This window comes from Paenibacillus sp. FSL K6-3182, from assembly GCF_037976325.1.
GTDB lineage: Bacteria > Bacillota > Bacilli > Paenibacillales > Paenibacillaceae > Pristimantibacillus.
Map to the genome: position 1 here is coordinate 6,594,709 of NZ_CP150265.1, position 24,954 is coordinate 6,619,662.

The 24,954-nt window shown below is 45.6% G+C and carries 19 protein-coding genes and 1 pseudogene; 1 reads left to right on the forward strand and 19 read right to left on the reverse strand.

The genetic code is table 11. The features are described from left to right. Positions 1-3: 3 nt before the first annotated feature. The 5 genes from MHH56_RS28930 to MHH56_RS28950 form a co-directional block, all read right to left on the reverse strand. On the reverse strand, positions 4-1,125 hold the full coding sequence (locus MHH56_RS28930; RefSeq protein WP_339205074.1) for a glycosyltransferase: 1,122 nt from the start codon (positions 1,123-1,125) through the stop codon (positions 4-6). Positions 1,126-1,131: 6 nt separating this feature from the next. Further along, positions 1,132-1,824 (reverse strand): glycosyltransferase family 2 protein, encoded by a 693-nt coding sequence (locus tag MHH56_RS28935; RefSeq protein WP_339205075.1) that lies wholly within the window; start codon positions 1,822-1,824, stop codon positions 1,132-1,134. Next, the gene (locus tag MHH56_RS28940) at positions 1,800-2,675 is read right to left on the reverse strand and encodes a glycosyltransferase (RefSeq protein WP_339205077.1); all 876 of its coding nucleotides are present in this window, start codon (positions 2,673-2,675) and stop codon (positions 1,800-1,802) included. Before MHH56_RS28940 ends, MHH56_RS28935 begins: the two co-directional genes overlap by 25 nt. Then, a complete protein-coding gene (locus MHH56_RS28945; protein ID WP_339205079.1) occupies positions 2,659-2,859 on the reverse strand; it encodes a hypothetical protein in 201 nt (66 codons plus the stop codon). Before MHH56_RS28945 ends, MHH56_RS28940 begins: the two co-directional genes overlap by 17 nt. Positions 2,860-3,050: 191 nt before the next feature. Beyond that, the gene (locus MHH56_RS28950; RefSeq protein ID WP_339205081.1) at positions 3,051-10,610 is read right to left on the reverse strand and encodes a glycoside hydrolase family 3 N-terminal domain-containing protein; all 7,560 of its coding nucleotides are present in this window, start codon (positions 10,608-10,610) and stop codon (positions 3,051-3,053) included. 334 nt (positions 10,611-10,944) lie between these two features. Between MHH56_RS28950 and MHH56_RS28955 the strand changes: the two genes are divergently transcribed. After that, positions 10,945-11,391, forward strand: coding sequence for a tellurite resistance TerB family protein (locus MHH56_RS28955; protein WP_076267368.1), 447 nt, complete (start codon positions 10,945-10,947; stop codon positions 11,389-11,391). 79 nt (positions 11,392-11,470) lie between these two features. Here MHH56_RS28955 and MHH56_RS28960 read toward each other — a convergent pair whose 3' ends face one another. The 14 genes and pseudogenes from MHH56_RS28960 to MHH56_RS29025 all read right to left on the reverse strand — a co-directional run bounded on the left by MHH56_RS28960 (position 11,471) and on the right by MHH56_RS29025 (position 24,692). Then, positions 11,471-12,061, reverse strand: a complete 591-nt coding sequence (locus MHH56_RS28960) for a thymidine kinase (RefSeq protein WP_339205085.1) — start codon at positions 12,059-12,061, stop codon at positions 11,471-11,473. A gap of 53 nt (positions 12,062-12,114) precedes the next feature. After that, positions 12,115-12,681 (reverse strand): hypothetical protein, encoded by a 567-nt coding sequence (locus MHH56_RS28965; protein WP_339205087.1) that lies wholly within the window; start codon positions 12,679-12,681, stop codon positions 12,115-12,117. 314 nt (positions 12,682-12,995) lie between these two features. Continuing rightward, a complete protein-coding gene (locus MHH56_RS28970) occupies positions 12,996-14,090 on the reverse strand; it encodes a toxic anion resistance protein (RefSeq protein ID WP_339205088.1) in 1,095 nt (364 codons plus the stop codon). An 18-nt stretch (positions 14,091-14,108) separates the two neighbouring features. Further along, positions 14,109-14,801: a hypothetical protein gene (locus MHH56_RS28975; protein WP_339205089.1), complete on the reverse strand. Its 693-nt coding sequence runs from the start codon at positions 14,799-14,801 to the stop codon at positions 14,109-14,111. 169 nt (positions 14,802-14,970) lie between these two features. After that, the gene (locus MHH56_RS28980; RefSeq protein WP_076267373.1) at positions 14,971-15,999 is read right to left on the reverse strand and encodes an ATP-grasp domain-containing protein; all 1,029 of its coding nucleotides are present in this window, start codon (positions 15,997-15,999) and stop codon (positions 14,971-14,973) included. A gap of 48 nt (positions 16,000-16,047) precedes the next feature. Then, complete coding sequence (locus MHH56_RS28985; RefSeq protein WP_339205091.1) at positions 16,048-16,845, reverse strand: HAD family hydrolase; 798 nt, start codon at positions 16,843-16,845, stop codon at positions 16,048-16,050. After that, the gene (locus tag MHH56_RS28990; protein WP_339209763.1) at positions 16,842-18,032 is read right to left on the reverse strand and encodes a cysteine protease StiP family protein; all 1,191 of its coding nucleotides are present in this window, start codon (positions 18,030-18,032) and stop codon (positions 16,842-16,844) included. The genes MHH56_RS28985 and MHH56_RS28990 overlap by 4 nt, the downstream gene beginning before the upstream one ends. Next, a pseudogene (locus MHH56_RS28995) lies at positions 18,021-19,325 on the reverse strand (phosphoribosyltransferase family protein); the annotation flags it as partial. The gene MHH56_RS28990 and the pseudogene MHH56_RS28995, both read right to left, overlap by 12 nt. Beyond that, positions 19,267-20,472, reverse strand: a complete 1,206-nt coding sequence (locus tag MHH56_RS29000; RefSeq protein ID WP_256710842.1) for an HpcH/HpaI aldolase/citrate lyase family protein — start codon at positions 20,470-20,472, stop codon at positions 19,267-19,269. The pseudogene MHH56_RS28995 and the gene MHH56_RS29000, both read right to left, overlap by 59 nt. A gap of 100 nt (positions 20,473-20,572) precedes the next feature. Further along, the gene (locus tag MHH56_RS29005; RefSeq protein ID WP_076267376.1) at positions 20,573-21,364 is read right to left on the reverse strand and encodes a TerC family protein; all 792 of its coding nucleotides are present in this window, start codon (positions 21,362-21,364) and stop codon (positions 20,573-20,575) included. Between the two features lie 23 nt (positions 21,365-21,387). Then, positions 21,388-22,668 (reverse strand): TerD family protein, encoded by a 1,281-nt coding sequence (locus MHH56_RS29010; protein ID WP_339205092.1) that lies wholly within the window; start codon positions 22,666-22,668, stop codon positions 21,388-21,390. 73 nt (positions 22,669-22,741) lie between these two features. Further along, positions 22,742-23,320 (reverse strand): TerD family protein, encoded by a 579-nt coding sequence (locus MHH56_RS29015; protein WP_076267378.1) that lies wholly within the window; start codon positions 23,318-23,320, stop codon positions 22,742-22,744. A gap of 168 nt (positions 23,321-23,488) precedes the next feature. Continuing rightward, entirely contained in the window at positions 23,489-24,070 is a 582-nt protein-coding gene (locus MHH56_RS29020) for a TerD family protein (protein WP_339205093.1), read from the reverse strand. 28 nt (positions 24,071-24,098) lie between these two features. Next, positions 24,099-24,692: a TerD family protein gene (locus tag MHH56_RS29025; protein WP_076267380.1), complete on the reverse strand. Its 594-nt coding sequence runs from the start codon at positions 24,690-24,692 to the stop codon at positions 24,099-24,101. Positions 24,693-24,954 lie beyond the last annotated feature (262 nt).

Here is a 24,954-nt window from a genome sequence, read left to right on the forward strand (position 1 = left end):
TCATTAAATCTCTCCAATTGCTGAACGATACACGCTCATCATTTGATCAATGGATTGATCGATATGAAACTCACGTTCCACCCACCGTCTTCCCTCTATTCCATTAGCGCGCAGCCCCTCCAGCCTGCGGCATCCATCTGCAATCTCGCTTGCAAACAAATAACGGGAATAAGTGGCAGACGAACCGTGGTCTCCAAAATAGTTAAGCCAAGCCTGCTCATAATTACTCGGCTCTACCCAGCCAAAATAGCCATGGTTGCCAATGGCAAGCACTGGCTTCTCGCAAGCCATTGCCTCCAGCGCAACGCGTCCCGTACCGACAACGATATCTGAAGCATTGTAATACTCTCGCATTTGAGATTGTTTTCCAACCATATGAATGAACCGTCTTCCGATTTCCACCTGAATGAATTCCGCAAGTTCTGAAATTGCATTATATTTAGGGCCATCCCCGACAACGACAAGCTCAAGCTTATCCCACCCATAACGATAAAGATCCTTCATCGCCCGCAGCAGGACATCACATGCTGTTGCCTTTCCCCAAGCCAAGCGGCTAGCATACATAAGTACAATTGCATCTTCAGAAATACCTAAGTCTGAGCGAAGCTTTGCGCCGCTGGATGGATAAAACTCCGCTAGATCGATGCCATTCGGGACAACGATAGACGGAAAGCCAAGCCGCGTGATGTAGCTTTGAAGAGGAGCACTTACACATATGACCGATTCCGAGTAAACAAGCAGCGATTTTAGAGCAGTCTGCGGATAATAGGTGCCATGAACGGTAAATATAGACGGAATTCCTAATAGATTAGCTGCCTTTGCCGTAAACAAACCTGATGGAGTCTGATGCACATGAACGCAATCTACTTTCTCGCTTCGCATAATTTCCAGCAGCCAAACGATTCGCTCCGTTTGAACTGACACTCCAGCTGGCTGGAATTCAAACAAATATACATGGCACCCGGCATCCTCAAACCGAAACCGCATAGGGCCGTCCGCGGCAATTATACTCACTCTTTGACCTATTTTTATTAGTGCTTTTGCTAGACTTAATACATGTGTTTCCGTACCACCGGCATCCATACTGTCCAGAGCCATTAAGACGGATAACGGCGAGCCTGCCATTTCACCTCACTCCTTTTTCGCATAAAAAGCCAATGAACGTTGGCTCGCATGCAGACGATAGTAATAAAGAATTTCAGGAATATTTTCAATACGAGCTTTGTTATTCAAAAATTTAACGATGAACTCATAATCCTCCGCCCCGACAATTCGTCGGCTCAATCCGCCAATTTGGTCAAAAGCATCGCCGCGAAACATGATCGTCCCATGGCAAACACAGTGACCGCCGCTGCGGTAAACATCATGAATATCATCACCGAAACGCAGCCATTTTTCCTGAACATACTGCCTCTTCTCGGCCTCATCAAAGCTAGCGTAGCTCGTTCCTACCAGCGCAACCTCTGCATGGCTTTGGAGATACGCTACTTGTTTCTCTAAACGCTGCGGATGAGAGAAATCGTCCGCATCCTGTACCGCGATATATTGTCCGCTAGCGTGGAAGAAACCCGTCGTAACGGCTCCAGAAAACCCAATATTTCTAGGAAGTCTAACGAGTACTATTGATTCTGTACCCGCTACTCCGTTCGCTTCGCACCAAGCCTCGATAACATCCAGCGACCTATCGGTCGATGCGTCATCTACAATGATGATTTCTTTATTCAAATATGTTTGACTCATCAAGCTGTCCAAACATTCAATGAGATATGCTGCACGATTATAATTTGCAATAACGATACTTACTTTTCCAAATTCCCGCTGCACCCTATCTCTCCTTTCTTGCCCTCTCTCCTATGAATGGCATGTAGAGCCTCAAAATGATCCCCTATTATTTGCATCGTTGCAATGGAATGGTCTCCTCCGGCATTGCTGTGTTTGCTCGGACGATAACGATTTAAGCGATCAACTTCTACGCAGTGAACAGGCTTGACGGTTAACCCACCGAGCAGTCCCAGCGCATAAGCCTTCGGCGGACATAATAAATTGGACCATTGAATAACATTAAGCGCCCGCCTATTCAGCGCGAATGGAACATGTACGAGTGAAGCATTCGCCAGATCCTCGCGGCCAACTGCCATATTCAGTGCTATTTTCAGCGTTGTCACGGCACTCCAAGGCATGCGCATGCTGAGGTGGTAATCCAGCTTATTAACAGCCAGATCACATTCGCTTAGCAGCGCATTAGGAAAAGGAGCAAGCTCCTTCCAAGGGATATGAAAATCACCATCCACAAACAGCAGCGCATCGCCAGTGGCTGCATATGCGCCAATAGCTCTGCCAACATCCGTTCCGAGCGACTCCTGAAAAACGATAACCGAAACGCCAAGCTCTCTAGCAATACTCTCAGTACGATCATTACAGCCATTAACAACTACGATAATTTCAGCTGGCGACAGCAATATAGCCTCTTGAATGACACGCCCTATTGTCCGCTCCTCGTTTTGAACGGGTATAATCACTGACAAGCGCTGGTGAACCCCGCGCCGATTGCCTGCTTGGGAGAAATCTCTTCCTTTTCGTAAAGGAGGCAGTACATCCTTATCCGCGATCAATCGCTCGACATAGTCACGCCTTCTTCCGTCATCCGTACAGCCATTCCTATAAAATCCGGACATATTCGATGACCCGCAAACGTATCAACACATCTTCCGTCCCACCGTATCCAGGTACACTCAAGGTTCGAACCACAACGTATGAGAAGCCTACCGTCAGCAGCACACCTGCAACCACATCCCCATTAGAGAGAATAACTTCTACATCTCTCCCTAGGTACGTGCGCAGCTTAAAATAAAATGACACCTAATCAACTCCTACCGTTTGATACCCTCATCCTATTCGCTAGATTAATAGTGAGAACGGCATACGACTATTTTGAAAAAATTTTCATAGAATAGGCAAAAAAAAAGAGAAGCCCTCTTTCCCACTTTATCAGTGAGTTCGAAGGCTTCTTCCTTGTCATTCAATGAGCCACATCGCTCATCCCAATCTTATTACTTGTTGTAAATGGCATACATAATAACTGCTGCTTCCGCACGGGTTGTATAACCAAGCGGGTTAAGCTTAGCGCCATCGCCCTTCACAATGCCGTTCGCTACGAGAAGAGCAGCACTGTCCGTTGCATAAGCTGCTAGCTGCTTCAAATCGGTGAACGATTTCAATTGCTCCGAGCTTCCTGCTTGCAGCTTTTTGCCAGAAATATTTAACGCTCTTGCTGTCATCGCGATCATTTCTTGCCTTGTAATGGAGGCATTCGGATCAAACGTACCGTCCGCACGGCCAGTTACTACGCCAAGCTTCTTCGCAATGGCAACCGCATCATAATAATAAGAACCTTTTGCCACATCGGTAAATTGACTATCATACGCAGCATTAAGACCTAAAGTTTTCACGAGCAGGGTAATAAAATCTGCCCGCTTCACATTTTGAGCTGGAGCGTATGCTTTATCCGATATGCCGTTGATGACGCCTTTTGCCGACATAACCTTAATCGCTTGTTGCGCCCAAGGATATTTGCCAAGATCGTCAAACGTTTTGCTTACGAATACTACGCCATACGTACTGAAATGATTTACTGTGAAAAGCACAGCACCTTGCGATTTATCATACTTGCCGCTTGGCACTGCAATCACTTTACCTGCTGCGTCGAAATACCACACTGTAATTTGCTCGCTGCTCGCCAGCTCATCAGCTGTTGGAGTATAACTAAGCGATACGTTTACAGCAGCTTCTGGATTGCTCCATTCCACTTTAACGCCGTCAACGTAGAGATTCAGCTCAACCGCAGGACGGCTGCCGATGGCTGCTCTCGCTTCTTCGCTAAGCTTTGTTTTATCGATGTTCGCAATCACAATGGACACGTTTTTCCCATCCGAAGGCAGTGATTTCAACATATGGCTTGGTACAACAATCGTACCCGTACCTGTCTGAATTTCATACTGTACCGACAGCTTAGCCTCGCTAATAGTCCCTTTAGGCAATTGCACCTCGTAGCCATTAGCTCCATTTACACTCGGTACTTTAATTATAATGGTTTGAACGGTACCATTATTTCCTTCTACTGATTTCAAAGCTTCGTCGATAAGCGTTTGGCTTATCGCAGTTTTACCAAGTCCGCTAGCCGTGTCCATGACCGGAGTTGGTGCCGGTATTGTGCCCTTTCCACTCGGAGGCGTCGTAGGAGCTGGCGTTACAGCTGGCCCCGTCGGTGACGTCGGTGTTGGTGTTGGCTCCGTTGGTGTCGTCGGCGTTGGTGTTGGCGTTGGTGTCGTCGGCGTTGGTGTTGGCGTTGGTGTTGGCTCTTCCCCTGGCGTAATAATATACGTAAATGGTGCAACAAAGCTGTCCTTCATTCCTGCTTTAATCACGATCGTGCGGAGCACTGTCAGCTCCGAGAGCTTAAGCTCTCCTTTGTACAATTGCCCGTTTGTACTGCTAGGCAGCGATCCATCTGTTGTATAGTAAATGGCAGCCCCTTCTGTAGCAGTCGTTAAAGCAACCGTTTTGGTTCCTTTGTAGGCTCCAGCTTTCAGCGAAGCAGTCGGAAGCGCTGTGGTACCTGTAATTTGCGTAACCGCTTCAGTCTGCTCAAGCGTGATCCAATCCAGGTTTGCCCCATCATTATTGCTAGTAAATTGAATCGTTTGTATGCCTTCTGCAAGCTCTACAATGCCAGAAGCCTCCGCATATTTATCCCATCCACCACTTGCTCCTAGCGGCGTAGTAGACAACTTTTGCCCATTCACGGACAACGTTCCACTCACGCCTGCTTGCGGCGTTGCATAACGGTAGGTCACTTTGTAGAAGCTCGATTTTGCGATATTAACGTCAAAATAAAGCGAGCCTGCTGCCGCGATAAAACCTACGTTTTTGAATAACAGCGTTTGTCCGTCCATATTGCTTTGAACAGCAGCCGCATCCGCATGGGTGTAGCTTTCCGCTTCAATTTTCATAGCACCGCTTTGATCCATTACCTGTACAACATACGGCTCAAATTTAATCCCTCTAAGCTCGTAGCCGGATGCTCCAGCCAGAATACGAAGCTTTTGGTCACCTTCAATGAGATCAATGACAATTCGCATTTCAACGACCTGGTTGTAAAGGTTTGGTACGTTAATCGTTTTCCGAACAGCGCCATCTTGCGCCTCCAGCACGATGCCATTCACAGCTTGGCCGCCAGATGTAGCCTTAAAGGTTGCAACATAGGAACCAGTAGCTGGCACGTGCACCAAATAATCGGCATAATCGCCCGCATCAATTTGAGTTAGCCTGCTCGCGCTTCCTGTTCCAGACACTGCGAATCCTTTTAATCGATTGAAATGATCCAATGAATCAAGGGACAAAAGATTTACTGGCTCCTTCACATTTTCGGTTCCAAGCAGCACTGCCTTAGCGTTTAACGCCGTACCTCCTGTTGAATCATCGTAGGCTTGCAGTGGAACGTTAACCTGCAGATCTAGTTCATTATAGTAAACGGTTCCGCTCCAGTTCAGCGTAAGCTTCACTCGATTAGGGCTGAGAAGCTCCGCCGAGCGCAGTGATACGCCTCCTTGCGAGGTCGCCGCTCCCGACACGGTTATCGCTCCAAGCTGGCTCTGTACGAATGTACCGCCAGCAAGGGTAACGATTAGCTCCTTGCCATTTACGTCATAAGCAATCTGAGTCTCTGACAAGGATAACGACTCCGCATCATCAATAGCCTTAATGATAACTTTAGAGCTCATCGTCTTACCGGTACTTCCAGAAGCAGCTTCATATGTGCTGGCTGTTACCGTAACGGTACGATCAGAGTCATAGTCTCTAGTCGCCCCTCCTCCTAAGGTAAGCTTAGCCATATGGTCATCAACACGATAAACGCTGTCTACAACCGTTCCCGCATACCCTTCGATGGACCAATTGGAGGAAGTCAGCTCCTCTTTATACGTGTCATTAAGCAGCTGGACAAAAATATGGCTTCCAGCCTCTGCACCTTCTGTTACGGCTGAAGCATCTGCGATAATAGCAGGCCCAACCGCAATGGCATTCAAGTTGAAGCCTTGATCAACGATTCGAACTCTTAACGTATGAACACCTTCAGTCAGAGCAACTGTATCTGAAGCCATTGCCCAAGCATCCCAGCTCTCGCTGTTTGGAAGCTCAGTCGTTTTCAGTACATTTCCTCCTAGTGAAAGCTCTGCTTTCGCTCCGTCATAGGTCGTCGAATATTGATACGTAATACCGTAGTTTCCATCCGCCGGAACCTGCACCTCATATTCCATCCAATCATTCGGATCGGCATAGCTGACCGCTGATCCGTTTACGAGTACATTAAAGGCAGATGTGAATTTACTCGCCTCTATAGATGCGGGAAGTGAAATTGCTGCCTTATCCGCCTTCGTGAACGCAATACTTCTAACATTGAAGTCGTTTTTACTCACTTTCATCGTTAATTTATGCGCACCCTCTGGAAGCATAACGCGCTCGCGGCGATTAGCGAAGTACTCCCACTGGTACGTCGTCTGATTGATCGGCAGTGACACAAGCGGCTGGCCATCCAGTTCAAAGCTAACCAGACCATCCGTTTGAAAGCCAGCAATCGCCAGATCGAGTTCATACTCGCCTGCTTCTGCCACATTTACAACATAATCGAACGAAGCTGTTCCATTTGGTGCAAAAGAACCTAAGTATCCGTTCGGATTAATCTGGAACTCGCCTTCTGCTGAAGCAAAGCGCGTAGCGTCAATCGTTGCTGGAACGTTTGTTATTTGCGTACGATTCCAGCGATAGGTTGCTGCTGATTTGGCTGGAATGACCACTTCAATTTGAAGTCCATCAACTATCATTTTAAATGGCTGCGGGTCACTCGTTTGGTTGATGACAACCGTTACAATTTCTTTGCCGTCTGGGCTTGCAAACGCAACGTTGGTTACTGTCGCAGCCGAGCCGTAATTGCTATCGATTCGCACATAACCAGGCTTCACGAATTTTGTAAACTGCCCCATCAAATAATATTCCGGCAGCAGCCAGTAGTGATCTGGATTCGAGGAATCCTGTACAACTGGGGTCGGATCAGGAATGCCTACCCATTGATGGGATGAAATATCGCTGTCCAGCATCGTAACCCAGCTGTTATAGCTTTTGGCATAGTTGCGGAAATATTGTGCGATGCGGTCAGCGCCCGTTGTACCCCATACCGCACGCTCCGTTAAATACACGCTTTTCTGCGGGAACAGCTTTTGAAGCTCCGTCATCATGGACAGCTCGCCGCCATAATCGTGGAACGCCGTTCCTTCTATGGCGTCATAAGCTCCTTCAACGGAATTGCCAAGAATTTGCGCTGGATAAGCCATCGTATCGCCAGGATTGTGGTCGAACATCCATAGCTTTACACTTTTGATTTTTGCATTGCTATTCTGATCTAGCTTCGCCCGCAGCAGCTTGGCTAGACGTGACGCTTGCTGCCATGACATCGCTGTACTTGGATAATCAATTTCGAGCAGCGGCTCATTTTGCAGCGTCATGCCTTCAAAGTAGATGCCATGCTCAGCGTAAGCCTCTAAAAATTTCACATAATAATCTGCAAGCACAGGAAGATATTCTTCCTTCACTTGACCTCTTACCATGCTGCCCGTTGTTTTCATCCAGCCTGGAGGGCTCCAAGGCGATGCAAAAAATTGAACATCGGGATTAATCGCTTGTATTTTCTTAACGGTTGGAATGATGCCAAAATCAATATCCTTCTGAATGGAAAATTTCTTAAGCTCAACGTCCGTTTCACCTGCAGGCAAATCATCGTACGAATAAAACTTTTGCGCTGTAAAATCGGAGGTTCCGATCGTTAGGCGAATCAAGCTCATGCCGATGCCGTTATCCTTGTCGATCAATTGGCGAAGCAGCTCTGTCTGCTTCTCCGGAGACATTTTCACAAGATTATGAATCGTCGCTTCTTCCATGGACGAACCGATTCCCAGCATCGTTTGATACTTTTTATCCGGATTTATCGTAATCGTTGTCGCTTTGCTGTTATCTGGAATGGTAAAATCTAAATTCGTCTGCTGCTCCAGCTTCTTATCGCCAGCTTGAGAACGATCTGCATAATACCATTTGCGGTCACCCGCATCACGTTCACTGGAGATCCATGCCTCAACAGCTCCGCTAATAAGGGCTGGCTGTTCGCCGCCTCCATTACCTGGATCAGTGCCACCACCACCGCCGCCAGCTGGAACATCGCCTGTACGCGTAAACTCTACCCAGTTAAAATTAATGTCTCCGGCAATAAACTCAAGCCTCAGCTTTTGAATGCCAGCTTGGCTTAGCACGATATTATCGACGCTGGCCGTTTGCCAGCTTTGCCAGCCTCCTGTGGAGCCTACGTTCAACGTACCAAGCGTCGCTCCCGCTTCGCTCTTAATCTTAATCCCCGTTGCACCGCCGTTGCCAGCATAGCGGAAATCGGCTTTATAGGTACCGGGTTCGCTCACTTTCACCCTATAATCCAGCCATGCGCCGCCGGACGTCCATCCAATATTTTTGCCGCCGCCAATGTCCTGCGTGTCCTCTGTATTCAATCCGCTGCTCTTCGCATCGAACGCTTCCGCCTCGACCTTGCCCGGGATAGGCAGTGAAGGCTTCTCTGGTTCTACAGGTTTGCTCGGCAGATCAGGCGTAGCCTGCCCGCTCGTCAAGCCGTATCCGATAGGAAACAGCAAATTCGGACTGGCATCGGTCATAATTGGATAATTATTCGTTACATAAAATGGCCATTTAATCGGGTTTTTCCCTTTAAACGGTTTGCCCCCAATCAGTACATCAGCCACGCCTTGACCTTCCGTACCTGGAAGCCATGCTGCGACAAGCGCATCCCAGTCACCCAGTTGATCCGCTATCGTAAGCGGGCGTCCTGATACAAGAACAACAACGAGTGGAATGTTCGGATCAGCTGCACGAATATTTGCAATCGTTGCGAGATCCTCTTCGTCGAGATTTAGGCTCGTACGATCTCCATTCGTTTCTGCATAAGGCGTTTCGCCTACAACAGCAATAGCTACGTCATAACCAGCAGCGCCGCGGCCATGCTTGTTGTACGTTACCGTCTTCGCGGCTCCTGCAACCTCTTTAAGCCCTTCATAGATTGTCGTTCCGGTCGTAATCGCCCCGGATGCTCCCTGCCAAGTAATCGACCAGCCGCCAGATTGGTTACCGATATCGTTTGCATTTTTACCTGCTACGAAGATTTTGTCCATATTCTTCAGCTGAGACATAATCGGTGAACCGTTCACCTCATCGTTCTTCAGAAGAACGAGCGACTCCGCCGCTGCTTGACGCGCAAGCGCACGATGCTCAGATGCACCGAAATAGCCTGCCAAATCCGTATCTGTCTTTGGATTCTCAAATAGACCAGATGAAATTTTCACCTTCAAAATACGGAGGACTGCATCATTAATACGCTCTTCCGTAATGCTGCCATCCTTAACAAGACTAATTAAATGCTCAAGGCTGGCTCTCCAGTCACCCGTCAGCATGAACATATCTACACCTGCATTAACGGATGCTTTCAGCTGATCTTTCAAGCCGCTGACTGCTTTGCCGTCTTGATCACGCGTGATTTGCTGAATCGCGTTATAATCCGAAATAACAAAACCTTTAAATCCAAGCTCACCCTTCAGCACATCCGTAAGAAGCCGCTTATTCGCATGCATCTTAAGGCCTTGAATGCTATGGTAAGATGCCATTACCGTTTGTACACCTGCATCAACGGCAGCTTTGTACATCTCTAAATCACTTGCAATGAGCTGATCCTCTGTGTACTTCGTTATATTCCCTTGGTTAACGCCGTTATCCGTATAGCCTTCACCTAAAAAATGCTTCGCAGCGCCAACGACATGTTTCGTCTGACTGCGCTCCGCAGCTGTTTCTCCTTGCAGCCCTTGAATGTATGCTGCACCCAGTACCTTGGATATCGCTTGATTGCCGCTGTATCCTTCATAGGTCCGACCCCATCGAATATCCTGCGGGGCTGCAATCGTCGGCGCAAAATCCCAATTTGCTCCGGTTGCGCGTATTTCCTTTGCTGTCGCGGCGCCGATTTTTTTCACCAGCTCAGCATTATTCGCTGCACCCAAACCGATATTATGCGGGAACAAGGTTGCTCCCTTCACATTGTTATGTCCGTGTACTCCATCCACGCCATACAGCAGCGGAATCCCAAGACGCGTAGAAAGCGCGCCATCCTGATAGCCGTCTATAAGCGTCTGCCAATTTTCACGCGTGCTGTCCTGCTGCTTGCCGTTCGGGAACGAACCGCCGCCGCTAAGCACCGAGCCGATAAAATATTGCCTTACTTCCTCAGGTGTAATATTCGACTTCTCTGGCTGTATCATTTGTCCTGCGCGCTCTTCTAGTGTCATCCGGGCAAGCAGATCCGCCGCCCTTGCATCAACGCTTTTAGATGGGTCCAAGTACGTCGGCAATCCCCCATTTGACTGCGCCAAAGGCGCTGCTCCTACTGAAAGCAAGCTCGTCATTAGCGATATGACCAGCAGCATCGCCGTCATCATCGACATTTTTCTTTTCAAACCAAACCCTCCCCATAACTATAATTGTCGTCTCACGGCATATCCCTTCTTAATTGAAATGGACAGCTGTAGACGAGATTACTTACAAGTATAAAATTGAAAACGATTTCATAATATGAGTCATTTTTAAGATGATGTGCGTTGTTTTTTGTATAATATAATCGATTTCAAAAATACATCGTCTCTCCTTCTATAGTTCATCCTATTTCCTTTTCATTCAACGATCTAATCTAACAGCATAAACAGACAATTTACCGCAAAATTTGCTAAATGACCCCAATTAAATCTACAATAGAATAATAAGATTTAAATTCACTCTAGGAGGCTGAGCTAAATGAGCTCTTTCAAATCATGGCTGCAAACAAGTAAGCAAGGACTAACCGATCAGGTTAAAAAATTTAAAAATAAAGAATTCCTAGATGCGGTAGTAGCTGGCTGTGCGATTGTAGCAGCAGCAGACGGTTCCGTAGACTCCAATGAAAAACAAAAAATGGCCGGCTACATAGGCCGCAGCGAAGAATTAAAAGTTTTTGATATGAGTGATGTGATTAACCGTTTCAATCACTTTGTAGGCAATATGGAGTTTGACGCGATGATTGGCAAGCAAGAGGCGCTTAAAGCGATTGCCAAATTCCGCAGCAAACCAGATGTTGCTCGTGTAATCGTTGGTGTGTGCAGCGCAATCGGAGCAGCAGACGGCGATTTCGATATGAAGGAACAAGCTGCTGTGCGTGACATCTGCAATACCCTTGGACTTAATCCAAGTGAATTCAGTCTTTAATAGCAAACCAAACAAAAGAACCTCCAAAGCCACTGCAACAGTGGATCTGGAGGTTCTTTTGTACTATTATTACCTCTGCTTACGCATTGCGAAAAGCTTCATTATAGCAGCGTCTGCATACAGGCTTATAATCCTCGTTGCCGCCAATCTGGATTTGCGCACCTGCATTCATCGGCTGTCCGTCATTATAGCGTATAACCATCGTTGCTTTCCGATCACAGAACCAGCAAATGGTTTTAATCTCTTCAATTTTATCCGCCTGCACGAGCAGGTTATAGCTGCCCTCAAATAATTGATTTTGAAAATCGTTTTTGAGTCCAAACGCCATTACCGGGATGTTAAGCTCATCCACGACTTGTGTAAGCTCCAAAATATGATGTTTCTTCAAAAACTGCGCTTCATCTACGAGTACGCAATAAATTTTGGATGGTGCAGCTCCTGCAACGAAGCTTTTCACACTTTCAAAAAGGTTGGTATCCTCTTGAACCGGAATGGACTCCCGCTCGAACCCTACACGAGAACCTACACGATCCACTCCGCCTCTTGCGCTTACCGATGGTGAATAAATAAGAACCTGCTTGCCTTGCTCTTCATAATTGTGAGCCACTTTAATGATTTCGAAAGATTTACCGCTGTTCATTGTTCCATATTTGTAATAAAGCTGTGCCAACCTAATCTCCTCCAGAACCATTCAGTGCTTCTATTATACAGGAAGTGACTCCGTTATTGTATCGCTTGGAGCCTTGTTTTCGCTTCCCCATATGTTTTGACAATTTGTTGAATTTTCTGGAATTCCGGGTCGGTTGGACCTAGATCAGCCATGAACATTCGGTGCAATATTTGATTATAAAGATTTTGACGCGATTCAATCATTTGTACCTCGAGCCGAATAAGATCCTCTAGGTCATTTTCTTCAATTAACTGTTCGATATTGATTTCTTCTGGCTTGGAAGAACGCTCTTCGTCAAAGATCAGGTCCGAACCGCGCCCTATACGAGGAAGCGCTTCGTACTCCACCTCTGTCTCCTGCTGCTGTCCAAGCGGAATGGATGTATTCAGCTCGGAAAGAAGAATGCCTTCTTTCGCCAACATCACTTGAAAAGGTTTATGCTGGATCAAATCTGCTATGACAAGCCTGCTCATATCTTTATTGCGAATCAAAGAGGAATCAAAAGGATGAAGGACCCATTGCTGGTCTCGATTGAACAGATTAAAAGTAAACCACTCACCGCCATAGATGAACCGTACATTAATATTTGACTCCGAAATAATTTCATAGGTAAACTCCAATTGGAACACCTCCGATCAGCCAGTATAATTCATCCTATTATACCAAATCAGAGGTGAACACAAACAGCGATGCTTAAAAATCTTTCAAAATATCCTCCGCCCGTTCAAAGCTGGCAACAACAATTAAGACGACAATGAGTGCAGCTATGGCAATTTCGCCAATCATAGCATGATCACCTCGTTTTTTCTTTAAGACTATGCTGTTTCTTTATGCTTTATGAGCCATTACTTATAGGACATCCGTCATTTCTTCTCAAAAAACGCAAAAAAACGAGCCCTTGGAGAGCTCGTCCTGCTAATTATTTTTTTTTGATTTACTCCAAAAATCCTTTGGCTGCTGAAGAAGGAAGCTCCGCTTGGCTAGCTCCAGAACCCGCTTGAATGCCTAAGCGTTGTCCAACCTTTTGATTAATTTGCGTCATTTTTTCCGTTTGCTGGGATACCGTTTGAATAATTTGTCGATTGGAGTTCTCGTACTTGTCCATCGCGGAGAAGAGATCCGACATTGCCCGCTCCACAAGCTCCATGCTCATAGCCGGCTTCGTTAATGCTTGATTAGCTCGCTCGCTCGTTTCATTCAAAAGACGCGCGTTCTCAGCAAATTGATTGCCTAACATTTCATTCGTTGAATTGACTGCTTCTATTGCCTTCATCTGGTCATCAATCGCACTGGCAATCAAGACCGAAACCGACATGAGATGCTGGGTTTTATCAATCGAGCTGTCCAGCGCATCCATCAGCTTATCATTTGTATCATTAATAATATCCGTTGCGGCAATCGCTTGCTGATAAAGCATAATCATTTCCGTATACGTTTGAAGCTTCGTTACAACCTTGCGAAGCCCGCGCTCCAAATAGGTTTTCCGGTGCTCGTTCTCAGGCTTAGCAATTTCCTCTTCGAACATCTTTTTGAGACGATTGCCATATTCGACAAGCAGCTGCAGGTCATATACATTGTCTAGACTGCTGCGCTTCAAATTTCTCATGTGAATGACGTTCTCTTCCAAGTTGTCGCGGCCGTCTCTGAGCGATTTGACGATAACCTGTACATTAGATTTTGCAGATTGATATTTATAAATATAAGCCTTCATCGGTGCTTTCCGAAGCAGCTTCTGCACGAGCGAGAGCTGCTTGCTTTTGCTCAAATCCTCAACCTCGCTGCGAAGCTTAAGCATGTTGTTTGCTACCTCAGACCGTTTGCCTGACATGAGATCCGACAGCGGTCTTTCGAGCATCGTAAGCGTCTGGCTTGAGCGCTCAAGCGTCTTCTGGCCTTTTTTCGTAATCTCATCCATTAGTGTATCCAGATGCATAGCATCGGTTGTCGCTACCTTCTGCATCGTGTTTTGCACTTCTTGCTCCAGCTTCTGAATATCTTCATTTTTTAATTGTACGAGTTGTTGCGCCATTGTTCATTTCCCCCTTCATTAGTCAGTAAGTCGATAACGCTGCTGAATTAACTCAGCCTTTGTATGAAGCTCCATAAGATCCTTTTGCTCCAGCGTCTTCGTATAAAAAGTAAGCTTGGAATCTACATCCTTAATGCCATCAAGCAAAAGCCGCCTATTCTGGCGTTTCGCTTCGCCGCTGAGCCGAAGAAACGGATTAATGGTCGAATTTAAATCCTTTCGCACCAATCGCAAAATATTGTGATTAATGCTTGAGTCTCCTAACGCCATTAAATCCGGAATTAGTCGGTTTAACCGCGACAGCAATGCGAGCGTCTTCTGAACAATTTCATCGTCTAAATTATTTTTCTCGCCTTCGAGTAAAATCATATCTTCAATGATTCCGATGTATTCTAATGCAGAAGCAAGCTCAGGATCTAGAACCTGCGGCGGAATGACAGCTGCAGGAGCTGGCTTTGAGGCCAAAGATGCTTGAGCAGTTGAAGCTGCATTGGGTTGTTGTATGGGCGGGTTTTGCGTATTTTGCTGCAGCTCTGGCTCGCGTGTTGGCTGATTAATTTCTTTCCTTGGACGCTGCTTCCATGATAATGCGATTAACAAACCGAACACGGGAACCGCCATAGCTATATATGGGGAGGTAATCCCATTAACAACTAATGTGACTGCATAAACGCCAATCGCGATGGCTGCGTTTTTTTTCAATGCATTCATTGCTGCACCTCCATATGAGCTTTCTGAACCTAATCTTTATGCTCGTCTTCTTCCTACAATTATCTCGTTATTGGTACATAGAAGTCAATTTTTAAAAATAAAAAAAGGATGTTGTGCCAAATTAATGAGCACAATATGAAAAAAAAGGGGCTCTCGCCCCTTTCTTCGGTTATTCTACTCTGTTCATTTCCATGATCAAAGGCTGCTCTACATAACCCGCTTGTATACCGAACTTCGGATCAGGCGGATCAATCGTTTTTCCTTGCAGCGCTTGAACGGCCAAATATGGCATATTTACGCCAGACAAGCAGGTAATATAAAGGCCGCCAGACATTCGCGGGTTGATCTCCAGCAATTTCGGTATGCCATTGTTGTAACGCACCTGAATATTAAAGGCATAAGGAATGCGAAGGCTTGTCGCAATACGATCTGCAATCGCCAGCAGCTCCGGCGTATCCTCCAATAGATAAGTCCTGCCCGTTGATTTGCGGCGAGGAATAGCTGTAATGAGTTCACCCTCAGCAGATGCCACACAATCGATACTATACTCCGTACCGTCGAGCAACTCCATCACCATTAGCGTGTCAAAATGCTCCGTTAATGACAACGTTTCATAAGCTTGCTCAAACGTTGTAGAAAGGGTTACATAGCCATAAAGGTCTCGCAGCGGGTCCCGTTCATTATCAATAATCCGGAAACCCATGCCGCCTTCTGACTTCGTTGGCTTAAAGCACACCTTATGACCAGCAGCTGTGAGTTCCTCGTAAGCTTGCTTAAACTGTTCAGCTGTATTTACGACACGGTAGTCTGGAATCGTCACGAGATCTTTTCCTTGCAGCGCCTCGTAAAATTTATCCTTCTCAATCATGGAGTCCAGCAATTCGATATCACGGCATACCATGACCTTCGTTCCGATCTCATCAAACAAATGAACATATCTTGATATTTCCTCCATATGCAAACGAGGAATGAAAATATCAATTTGGTTTCTTTTGCAGAAATCTACACAGAAATCTACGTATTCGCGTCCAAAAACAGCAGGCTCTGTTCCGATATGATCGGATGCAAGCAAGGACATATGATTAATATCCGGGTGCGTGCCAAAAAACTCAAACGACTCGCCGTCTGGATTGTTCCGAATCATATTAATGTAATGGTAAGCTACTGAAAACCAACGATTCATATAAACTCGTGTCATGTATAAAAACCTTCTTCCATCTGATTAGATATATTTTTGCGATTGCATTTATAATCTTCGTGCATGCTCTAAGATGGAGTCTAGCAGTTCTTCCGAGGCAAGCGCGCCTCTTGCTTGTGTAAATTGAATATGTGGATGTGCCGAATAGGATCGTCCAAGTTCACCATGTACAGGCGATATGGCATAATCAGCTGCTAACAGCAGACTCTCGTCGAGCAGGCTGTCGCCGGCTGCATATACGAAATTTGAAGCGAGCTTCTCTTTCACATACTGGATGGCCGCTCCCTTGCTTACCCTCTCGGGAACCAAATATATTTTACGGCCTTGAAGTGAGTAGCTCCAGCCAAGCGAAGCAAGCTTCGGCTTAAGCTCCTCCAACGTTTCATGCGGCAGCTGATCTCTCTCTACCTTAATGGAATAAAATAGCTCATCACAAAGATCAGTCGACTTCACCCAGTGGGTAGAAGCAATTTCCGCAAACAGGCTCGCAATTTCCGTATGCTCAGCACAATGCTCCCTCACAGCTTCACGAACGAAGCTATGCCACTCCTGATCAATTTCTCCGTTACGGAGAACGGTACCGCCGTTGCTGACGATCACATATTCCGGACTGAACTGTTCTCTTATCGCGAAGATGCGGTTGTATTGCTCCGGAATTCGCGTCGTCACAGGAACAAATCGCATAATGCTGACAAGCTCATGCAGCTTCTGAATCGCCGGTTTAGTCATATAAGAAATATATCTTTCCTCATAACGCTCAACGGGTACCATTTCTTCAAGCTCTATCTCGCCCTTGGATCTTACGGAATAAATTAACGTTTGGTCCAAATCGCTCGCAAAGATCATTCCGTCTCCCCCTTCAAAGCCTTAATAATACCGCAGCAGGAATAGGTCATGTTTGGATATTCCTCCACAGGTACACCACGGTCCTTAGCCAGCAGCAGTATATGCTTCAAGTTAGGATTATCAAGACGATCAACGAGGATTTTCCAAGGGACTCTGCGCAGAAGAACACGAGTCGTTTCACCTACGCCAGGCTTGATGAAATTAATATCGGAGATTGCAAAATCAGTTTGGATACGAGCAATATCCTGCATCCCTTGCCAAGTCATTTCATTTTCCGCAGGATTTGCTTCCATTTGAAGAGCTTCCGCTTTGGAGTCATCAGCTGTCTGATCAAAATAAGCAGAAATCGTGTCCACAAATAATTGAGACAGATCAGAGCTCTCCCACTCCTTATAATACTTTGCACCATGGAAGTCATCGGCGCCAATAAGATCGCTGCGCAATACAGTCCGGCTGACTAAACCTGACACCGTCGAATTAAGGCAAGCGCTTGGAATGAGGAAATCCTCTCTTGTCCCGAACGTACTTGCACAATAGCCGGGGTCTGCGAGCACCGCAAGCTCATCATTCAATTCAATGCCGTATTTTTGCTTCATCTGGCTGCAAGCTGCTATGAGCACCTTGGCAATTGCACCTTTGCCCGTCCAGCCATCTACAAATTGCACGCGTTTATGCGGATGGTTCTGATTGATATACAGCAGTGCATTCTCATCAATGCCTTTGCCTCTAATAATTGAAAGGCTATAATGCGGAACCTCAATACCATACATGTGCTTGATATATCGCTTAATTAATACGCCAATTGGCGTACCGCCTCGCGCTAAGGATGCAAGCACAACATCAAATCCATTTTTTTGAATGATTCGCTCGGAAACCGTTCCTACCGCTCTTGCGATTCGAATGGCCGAATCACTGAGCGTATTTTGAAACAATTGTATATACTCATCAGTGGGCTGATATTCAATCGGCAAGCTTTCCGAATAGTGGCCGCCTGTTTGCATGGCCGCTTCCCGGTCCTCCGTTCGCTGCTCTAACGAAATATCGCTAAGGTCTTTTAGCAGAAATGTAACATCCTCCTGCTTATAGCTCCCGATAGGAGCCGGATCGGCAAGCCTTTTCCGACTGAAATACACGATATGAACACGCTGGACTCCTAAGGAGAGAAGAACCTTATTAAGCTCCTCCATTTGCGCTCCTGCAACCTCGCGCTCCATAAACAAAAACATCTCATCATAATAGCCATTCGGTATGTTGTACATAAAATTCATGACGTCAGCATGCTCAGGGGAAATAAAGGGATAAGCTGTATTCACCGCATACTGTGAACTGGAATCCGGATGAATGGGGCTTCTTGTACTCGATTGATACCATACATCATCGCCTAGTTCTGCTGCTACGCGCATAGGAATGAACATAAATTCGCCGGTTCCCATGCAAAGCACCTTGCTGCCCGTTCTATGTTCTCGGAGGAACGCAGCCGCCTGTCCTACTTCTGCGTCAAGTACCAAGCTTTCTTCAGCCGTCAATCCGAAGCGGCCAGTATGCTTCAGGTAGGAAACTTCTCGATTCAAAGAGGGAAGGCTAGAAAACCGATTGCCCACATAGAGAACATTAATGGCAGGCTCTGACTCGTTTACTTGCAACTCTGCTGTTTTGTCAGCATTTTGAATAGGGGTACCCTTAACAGATATCCGCCCCGCTACAAGCGATAAGCAGTTTACCGATATGCCAAGCTCTTGCTCCAGCTCATCAAAACGTTCAATATCCTCGTTTGAACGCCAATCAAGTAAACTAGCAACAATATATGTTTTCTTCCCATACCTTGCATTCAAGTCGTGAATTATATTAATGGCCGTTTTCCCGGTCGTCATCTCATCATCGACCAGCACAATCGTTTCTGCATTCTCGAATACAGCTGGATTGTCAGCATAGCAGCGATGTGTAGTCGCATGGGAATGCTCTTCCTCAAAATCGATGCAGGACGCCATATAGTCGATTTTTTCCCGCGTGGTGTGCAAGAAAGACGCATTACCCTCGAACATATCGAACATGCTGTGTCCAAGCGCTGTTGCCGTTTCCGCAAAACCGATGAACAGCGTTTTTTCATCTATAATCATTTTGTTTTGCTTCATCTGTTCATAGATTTCACCTGCTGCCTCAGGAGATTTAAAGGCATGCAGCAGCTGCTCCATCTGGATAGGAAGCTTCTCGCCTTTAAACTGCTGATACAAAAGCCCAAGTGCGGCACCCGATAATAAGGACACATGCGGGCGAACAGGAATATGCTTGCCAAGCACCTTGCTTACGAATAAAAAACTGCGCTTTTTATTAATTCGGGCTGCCATTTGAAAAAGCTGCTCAAGCGGTATATGAAACGAATTACTCGTAACCTCAATGGTAATCTCTAAATCTCCAATAATATTAAACGATTGCTGATTCTCGTTCTTCTGCGAGCAAGCAGGTGAAGTTTTGGTTTTCATTTAGCACCCCATAAATGTCTGATCTGAACAATATTCGTTTGGCCCATGTCATATGCGGCTTAAACTCATTCATTTTGTTCGAATAACGGCTCTTCATCACACCCAAATCGCCTTGTTCATTTTCCATAATGTGCAGGGCATCCATATACTCCTCATGCGTCACCACAAGCATCGACTGTACAGGCTTAATGTGGGTAGGATGGATAATGGTTTTGCCAATTATCCCATTTTCCTTGTCCATTGCGACCTCGCGAATAAGCCCGTCCACATATTTATTAATATAATCCATACGCAGAATCCGTCCGTGTCTTCCCATGCTTTCCTCAAAAGGCGTTTGTCTGAGCTGGGGCTTAAAGACGCGATCACTCTTAAAGTACTCCCATACGGGACCGGAGATCACATAATGATTATCCATCCGCCCAAAAACATTTACGATATCCGCAATACAATCACGAATGACGCCAATGTCGTAGATTGTATGATCCGGACTTCTTCGAAGCCCAAATAAACTTGAAAAATCTGTTGCTCCAATACGAACATTCAGCACATAGGCCTTGTATTCATTCAGCAGCTGAGAAATGCCCATTAGCGTTTCCATTCTTTTCTCTCGATAAATGACGTCAGAGCTTTCCAAAATAGGCATGCCGTATAACGTGGAGCTTGTTGAGCGTTTGTTCTTGTTGTATTCATGCAGCAGCTTTAAATACTCACCGCCAGTCTCCACGTTGAACTTCGGAAACACGATTCCTGTAATATATTCAATCTCTTCACCGAAAAACGAGAGCAGTCGTTTAAGCTGTTCAACAGAGCGTACTCTTATAAACATAAGCGGAATATCGTCGGCATGGAGCAAACCAATCGAAATGTAACGGCCAATCTTAATCAACGTTGCCTTCAACGTCTCTTCGGCAAATTCGATTTGATTATCACCTACTGCATCTTCAAGGTCTATCACCATAGACACGAGTCCTTCGTGTTTTCCGGTTACCAAATCATCTGCTATGTTATCCTTGGTGGCAGGCATATAGAGCGCTGCACCAATCGCGTGAGCAATAACTTCTTTGTCAGCATAATTATTGAACTGAGTTGGAAGGGAGTAAAAGAAATTTTGCTCTTCTTCATTGGTAAGATAGTTAAAATACCTCAAAGTGATCCCTCCTAAAAGTTGTGTAAAGCAATCTGAGAGTGAAAAAATATCCCTCGCGATCCATTGAGGGATATTTTTCATAAACAGAGTATTATCGAATCTAAACCGCTTTTGATTCTCTTTTCTTACGTGCTGCGCTGTAAAGAAGGGTACCACCGAATACAGCTATAATTAAACCGAAGAACAAAGCATGCGGCACATGCAAGCCATACGCTCCGCCAATCATTTTTGCTGCGATAACGATGATTAAAATAAACGCCGCTTTCTCAAGCTCAGGGAATTTATCAATCAACTTGAGGAATACTTGAGCGACGCCGCGCATCATTAGAACGCCGAGAATACCGCCGAGGAACAGAACCCATACCTCTTCACTCACGCCGAATGCAGCTAGTACGCTGTCGATACTGAACGCGATATCCATAATTTCAACAGCAAGTACCGTACGCCAGAATCCGTAGCCTTTATTTTGAACTTCAGCATCATCGTCGTTGCCCTTCTTGCCGATGTAAGGAATTAATGGAATGTTGCCGACACGAGCAAGCTTGAATTCCAGATGGAATAGATTGCTTAACGCAATCCATAACAGATACAATCCGCCCGCTACTTTAATCCATGTAATTTGTACGAGATAGACACCTACTCCGATTGCGATAAATCGGAAGATATAGGCACCAATAATACCGTAGAACAACGCCTTTTTCTGCTGGTCTTTCGGCAAATGCTTAACCATAACCGCTAGTACTAGCGCATTATCTGCCGATAACAAGCCTTCCAAAAGAACGAGTGTTGCAATTATTCCCCAGTTTGTCGGGTTGGTGAGAACTTGTGACAAGTTGTCCCAGTGAAAGAAGCTCCCGAAGTTGGCTATTACATTTTGAAAAAAGTCGACCATCTCTTAAACCTCCGCATTTTTCTTTATTTGCTTCCTTGTACCCATCTGAGACCCCAGCGATAAGCCTCGTCAAGCTCTTTATGGCCTGAGAAATATTGCACGAGCCGCTGAATGCTGAAGGTTTGATCATTTACATTCTCGATCATCGCAATCGCACACATACCCTTGCGATTATTATGCTCGTCCATCCGCACCTCTATATCAGGCCCACCTGTTTGTGTGATGGTAACAATACCAGCAGCCTCCGCCCAGTTCGTAGCTCCTTCATAGATGTATGCGTATATGACGATTCTCTTAATCTCAGAAACTTTATTACCGTTGATTCTAAGATTTTCACCCGTTGTAATAGAGCCGGTTCGGTCATCTCCGTCAAGCGAAACGTACGGCGCTCGCGAAAAATCTCCGAAGCTGTTGCCTAGCGCTTGAACAGAACCTTTCATACCATTTTTCAATTCATACAAACATCCGACATCTAAATCTACACCGCTGCTTGAACGGCCAAAAAAACCAGTGGAGGCTTTTTTCTGATTCCAGTTCAAATTAACGACAATCTCACCAAGTGATCCGGCACCTTTTTGTAAATTGATGACATCACCGCGTTTGGTAAGCGAGATTTTGCTGAGGCTTATTGGCGGACTGCTTGGTTCTGGTACGATTGGTGCGGGAGGTTTAGGTGGAATAAGTGGAGCTTTCACTGGTGCTGGTGCTGGAGTTGGCGCCTCAGCAGGAGCGTCTGCCTTTACTTCAATACCAAAGCTATTGCAGAGTGCAGCAAGACCGCCTGAATATCCAGACCCAATGGCATTGAATTTCCATTCGCCATTATATCTATATAAATCTCCTACGACTATCGCAGTCTCAATAGAGAAATTTTTTCCAAGATCATAGCGCAAAATTTCGCGTCCTGTTCCTTCGTCAATAACCCGGATATAGGCATCATTCACGCTAGAAAAATTTTGTCTCTTCGCTTCCCCATCATAAATGGTTAAAGTAAATGAAATACGTTCAATCGTTTGAGGCACATCGCTAATCGCGATCAATACTTGTTCGGTATCCGTTTTCCCTGCAAAACTTCGTTTATTGCCACTTGCCAGTTGAATAGAACCGCTGACATCCTTAGGATTACTGTAAAAAATCAAATCTTGGTCTCCAGCTGTTTTTCCATTCGCTCGTAATAGAAAAGCCGAAAAATCGACATCTACACCTGCTGCAGTGTTCCATCCCATGCCAACTAGAAGGTTTTTTATGGAAGGATTATTTTTGGTAATATCCGCTTTTTGACCTTTCATTAATGCCAGCTCCATGCTTAAACCGCCCTTCGGTAATAATAGAATAGGGTGACAAACCCTCAAACTGCCACCCTATACGCCAGATGAATTAAACCGTAAGCCCGTAATTACGACAAAGCGCTGCTAGTCCGCCCGAGAAACCTGAACCTACCGCTTGGAACTTCCAATCGGCATCATGTCGGTACAGCTCGCAGAAGACAATCGCTGTTTCAACGGAGAAATCTTCTCCTAGATCATAGCGCAGCACTTCTCTTCCAGAAGACTCGTCTACTAGACGAACAAAGGCATTGGATACTTGACCAAAGTTTTGCAGCCTGGACTCGGCATCATGAATCGTAACGCTAATTCCGATTCGCTGAATGTGTGGAGGGACTTTTTGGAAATCAATTTTGATTTGCTCGTCGTCACCTTCACCCTCACCGGTACGATTATCGCCTGTATGCTCAACAGCACCGTTATAAGCAATCAGCGCATTGTAGAATACAAAGTCCTTCTCGTCCTTGGCTTTGCCATCCTGATGGAGCAAAAACGCGCTTGCATCAAGGTCAATTTCTCCGCCGCCTGAATATTTGTTCGTATCCCAGCCTAGACCGAGAACAACCTTCGTAAGGCCTGGGTTTGTTTTTGTAAGATCAATGCGTTGACCTTTGGAAAGATTTATAGACATCGTTCTATTCCTCCTTGAATTGACTAGGTTTGAACGCCAAAGTCAGTGCAAAGGCCTACTAGACCGTTTTGATATCTGCTGCGACTTTCCGCTGTTCACTTACTTATAAATTGTTATATTTTAAAAAAGGGCCGCCACTGGCGACCCTTTACGGGTAGATAAGTATGACTAGCTAGCAGAAAGACCAAAGTTGCGAGCAAGACCGCCTAGGCCGTCTTGGAAGCCGCTTCCGATTGCGCTGAATTTCCACTCGCCGGAATGACGGTATAGTTCACCGACGATTACTGCTGTTTCTACAGAGAAATCTTCTCCAAGATCATAACGGATAAGTTCTGTGCCGCTTTGCTCGTCCACGATACGAACGAATGCGTTGGATACTTGTCCAAAGTTTTGGCTGCGCTCTGCGCCATCATGAATCGTAATGCAAAATGCGATTTTGTCTGTTTCAGCTGGAACGGCAGAAAGATCAACGTTTACTTGCTCATCATCGCCATCGCCTGCGCCTGTGCGGTTGTCACCTGTGTGAACAACGGAGCTGTTAGTGTTTTTTGGGTTGTTGTAGAAAATAAAATCAGATTCAGAACCCGCTTTGCCTTGTGCATTCAAGCAAAATACAGAAGCATCAAGGTCAAAGTCTTTTCCGCCGTCATATTTATTAGTATCCCAGCCTAGACCTACTGTAATTTTTGTAAGACCTGGGTTTGTTTTCGTGAGATCAATTTTTTGTCCTTTGGATAAGCTGATTGCCATTTTAAAAGCCCTCTTTTCTCACATGAATTTATTGGTATTGACGTGCAAGGATATCAACATGGGCAGCATGAGTGCCTTCCCCAATTGCATTAAACTTCCATTCACCATTGTGTCTGTAAAGCTCACCTACGACTAGAGCGGTTTTGCCTGAATAATCATCCGTCAAGTTGAAGCGAATCAGTTCTTGATTGTTCGCTGGGTTGACGATACGAATAAAGGCAGATTTGATCATGCCAAAATCTTGTCGTCTGGATTCACATTCGTAAATGTTAACTACGCAAAGGATTTTGTGAATATTAGCAGGAACACGATCAAGCTGTACGATGATTTGCTCATCATCGCCATCGCCCTCACCTGTAATATTATCACCCGTATGAACGACCGAGCTGCATCCGCTTTGCTTGTTGTAGAAACAAACGAGATTTTTCTCGCCACTTAGCTTGCCGTTTTCATCAAGCAATAATGCCGATGCGTCACAGTCAACGTTAGCCGCTTTTTTCATTCCGAAAAAACCGCCTTTGGTTTGAGCTGGGTCCCAGCCTAAACCAACGATAACTTTGCTGAGACCAGCATTGCCTTTCGTTAAATCTACCTTTTGACCTTTTACGAGAGAGATAGCCATTGTATTTGCACCCCCTTTCCATAAGGTTCACTACTAAAAAAATATCCAAATACAGCGATTCTGAACCTACTAACCAACAATACGCCTATTCGACATGCAAGTTCCAAAAAAAATGTATGATCCATACATTATTCTACAAAACCTGAATATTACCTCTTCTTTACGGCAATTTTACATAGAAAAAAGTGCATTGGCAGCAGGCAGTTCCTTATCGCCTCTCCCAATCAATTTTATAACAATTGCTGCTCCAAATACAAATTTC

Excerpts from the sequence above, each read along its gene's own strand:
- MHH56_RS28985 (WP_339205091.1), bottom strand. The coding sequence starts at position 16,845 with ATGATCTTTGCGAGCGATTTGGACCAAACGTTAATTTATTCCGTAAGA.
- MHH56_RS29020 (WP_339205093.1), bottom strand. The coding sequence starts at position 24,070 with ATGGCAATCAGCTTATCCAAAGGACAAAAAATTGATCTCACGAAAACA.
- MHH56_RS28990 (WP_339209763.1), bottom strand. The coding sequence starts at position 18,032 with ATGGAGGAGCTTAATAAGGTTCTTCTCTCCTTAGGAGTCCAGCGTGTT.
- MHH56_RS28975 (WP_339205089.1), bottom strand. The coding sequence starts at position 14,801 with ATGAATGCATTGAAAAAAAACGCAGCCATCGCGATTGGCGTTTATGCA.
- MHH56_RS29015 (WP_076267378.1), bottom strand. The coding sequence starts at position 23,320 with ATGTCTATAAATCTTTCCAAAGGTCAACGCATTGATCTTACAAAAACA.
- MHH56_RS28970 (WP_339205088.1), bottom strand. The coding sequence starts at position 14,090 with ATGGCGCAACAACTCGTACAATTAAAAAATGAAGATATTCAGAAGCTG.
- MHH56_RS28980 (WP_076267373.1), bottom strand. The coding sequence starts at position 15,999 with ATGACACGAGTTTATATGAATCGTTGGTTTTCAGTAGCTTACCATTAC.
- MHH56_RS29005 (WP_076267376.1), bottom strand. The coding sequence starts at position 21,364 with ATGGTCGACTTTTTTCAAAATGTAATAGCCAACTTCGGGAGCTTCTTT.
- MHH56_RS28940 (WP_339205077.1), bottom strand. The coding sequence starts at position 2,675 with ATGTCCGGATTTTATAGGAATGGCTGTACGGATGACGGAAGAAGGCGT.
- MHH56_RS29010 (WP_339205092.1), bottom strand. The coding sequence starts at position 22,668 with ATGGAGCTGGCATTAATGAAAGGTCAAAAAGCGGATATTACCAAAAAT.
- MHH56_RS29025 (WP_076267380.1), bottom strand. The coding sequence starts at position 24,692 with ATGGCTATCTCTCTCGTAAAAGGTCAAAAGGTAGATTTAACGAAAGGC.
- MHH56_RS28930 (WP_339205074.1), bottom strand. The coding sequence starts at position 1,125 with ATGGCAGGCTCGCCGTTATCCGTCTTAATGGCTCTGGACAGTATGGAT.
- MHH56_RS28955 (WP_076267368.1), top strand. The coding sequence starts at position 10,945 with ATGAGCTCTTTCAAATCATGGCTGCAAACAAGTAAGCAAGGACTAACC.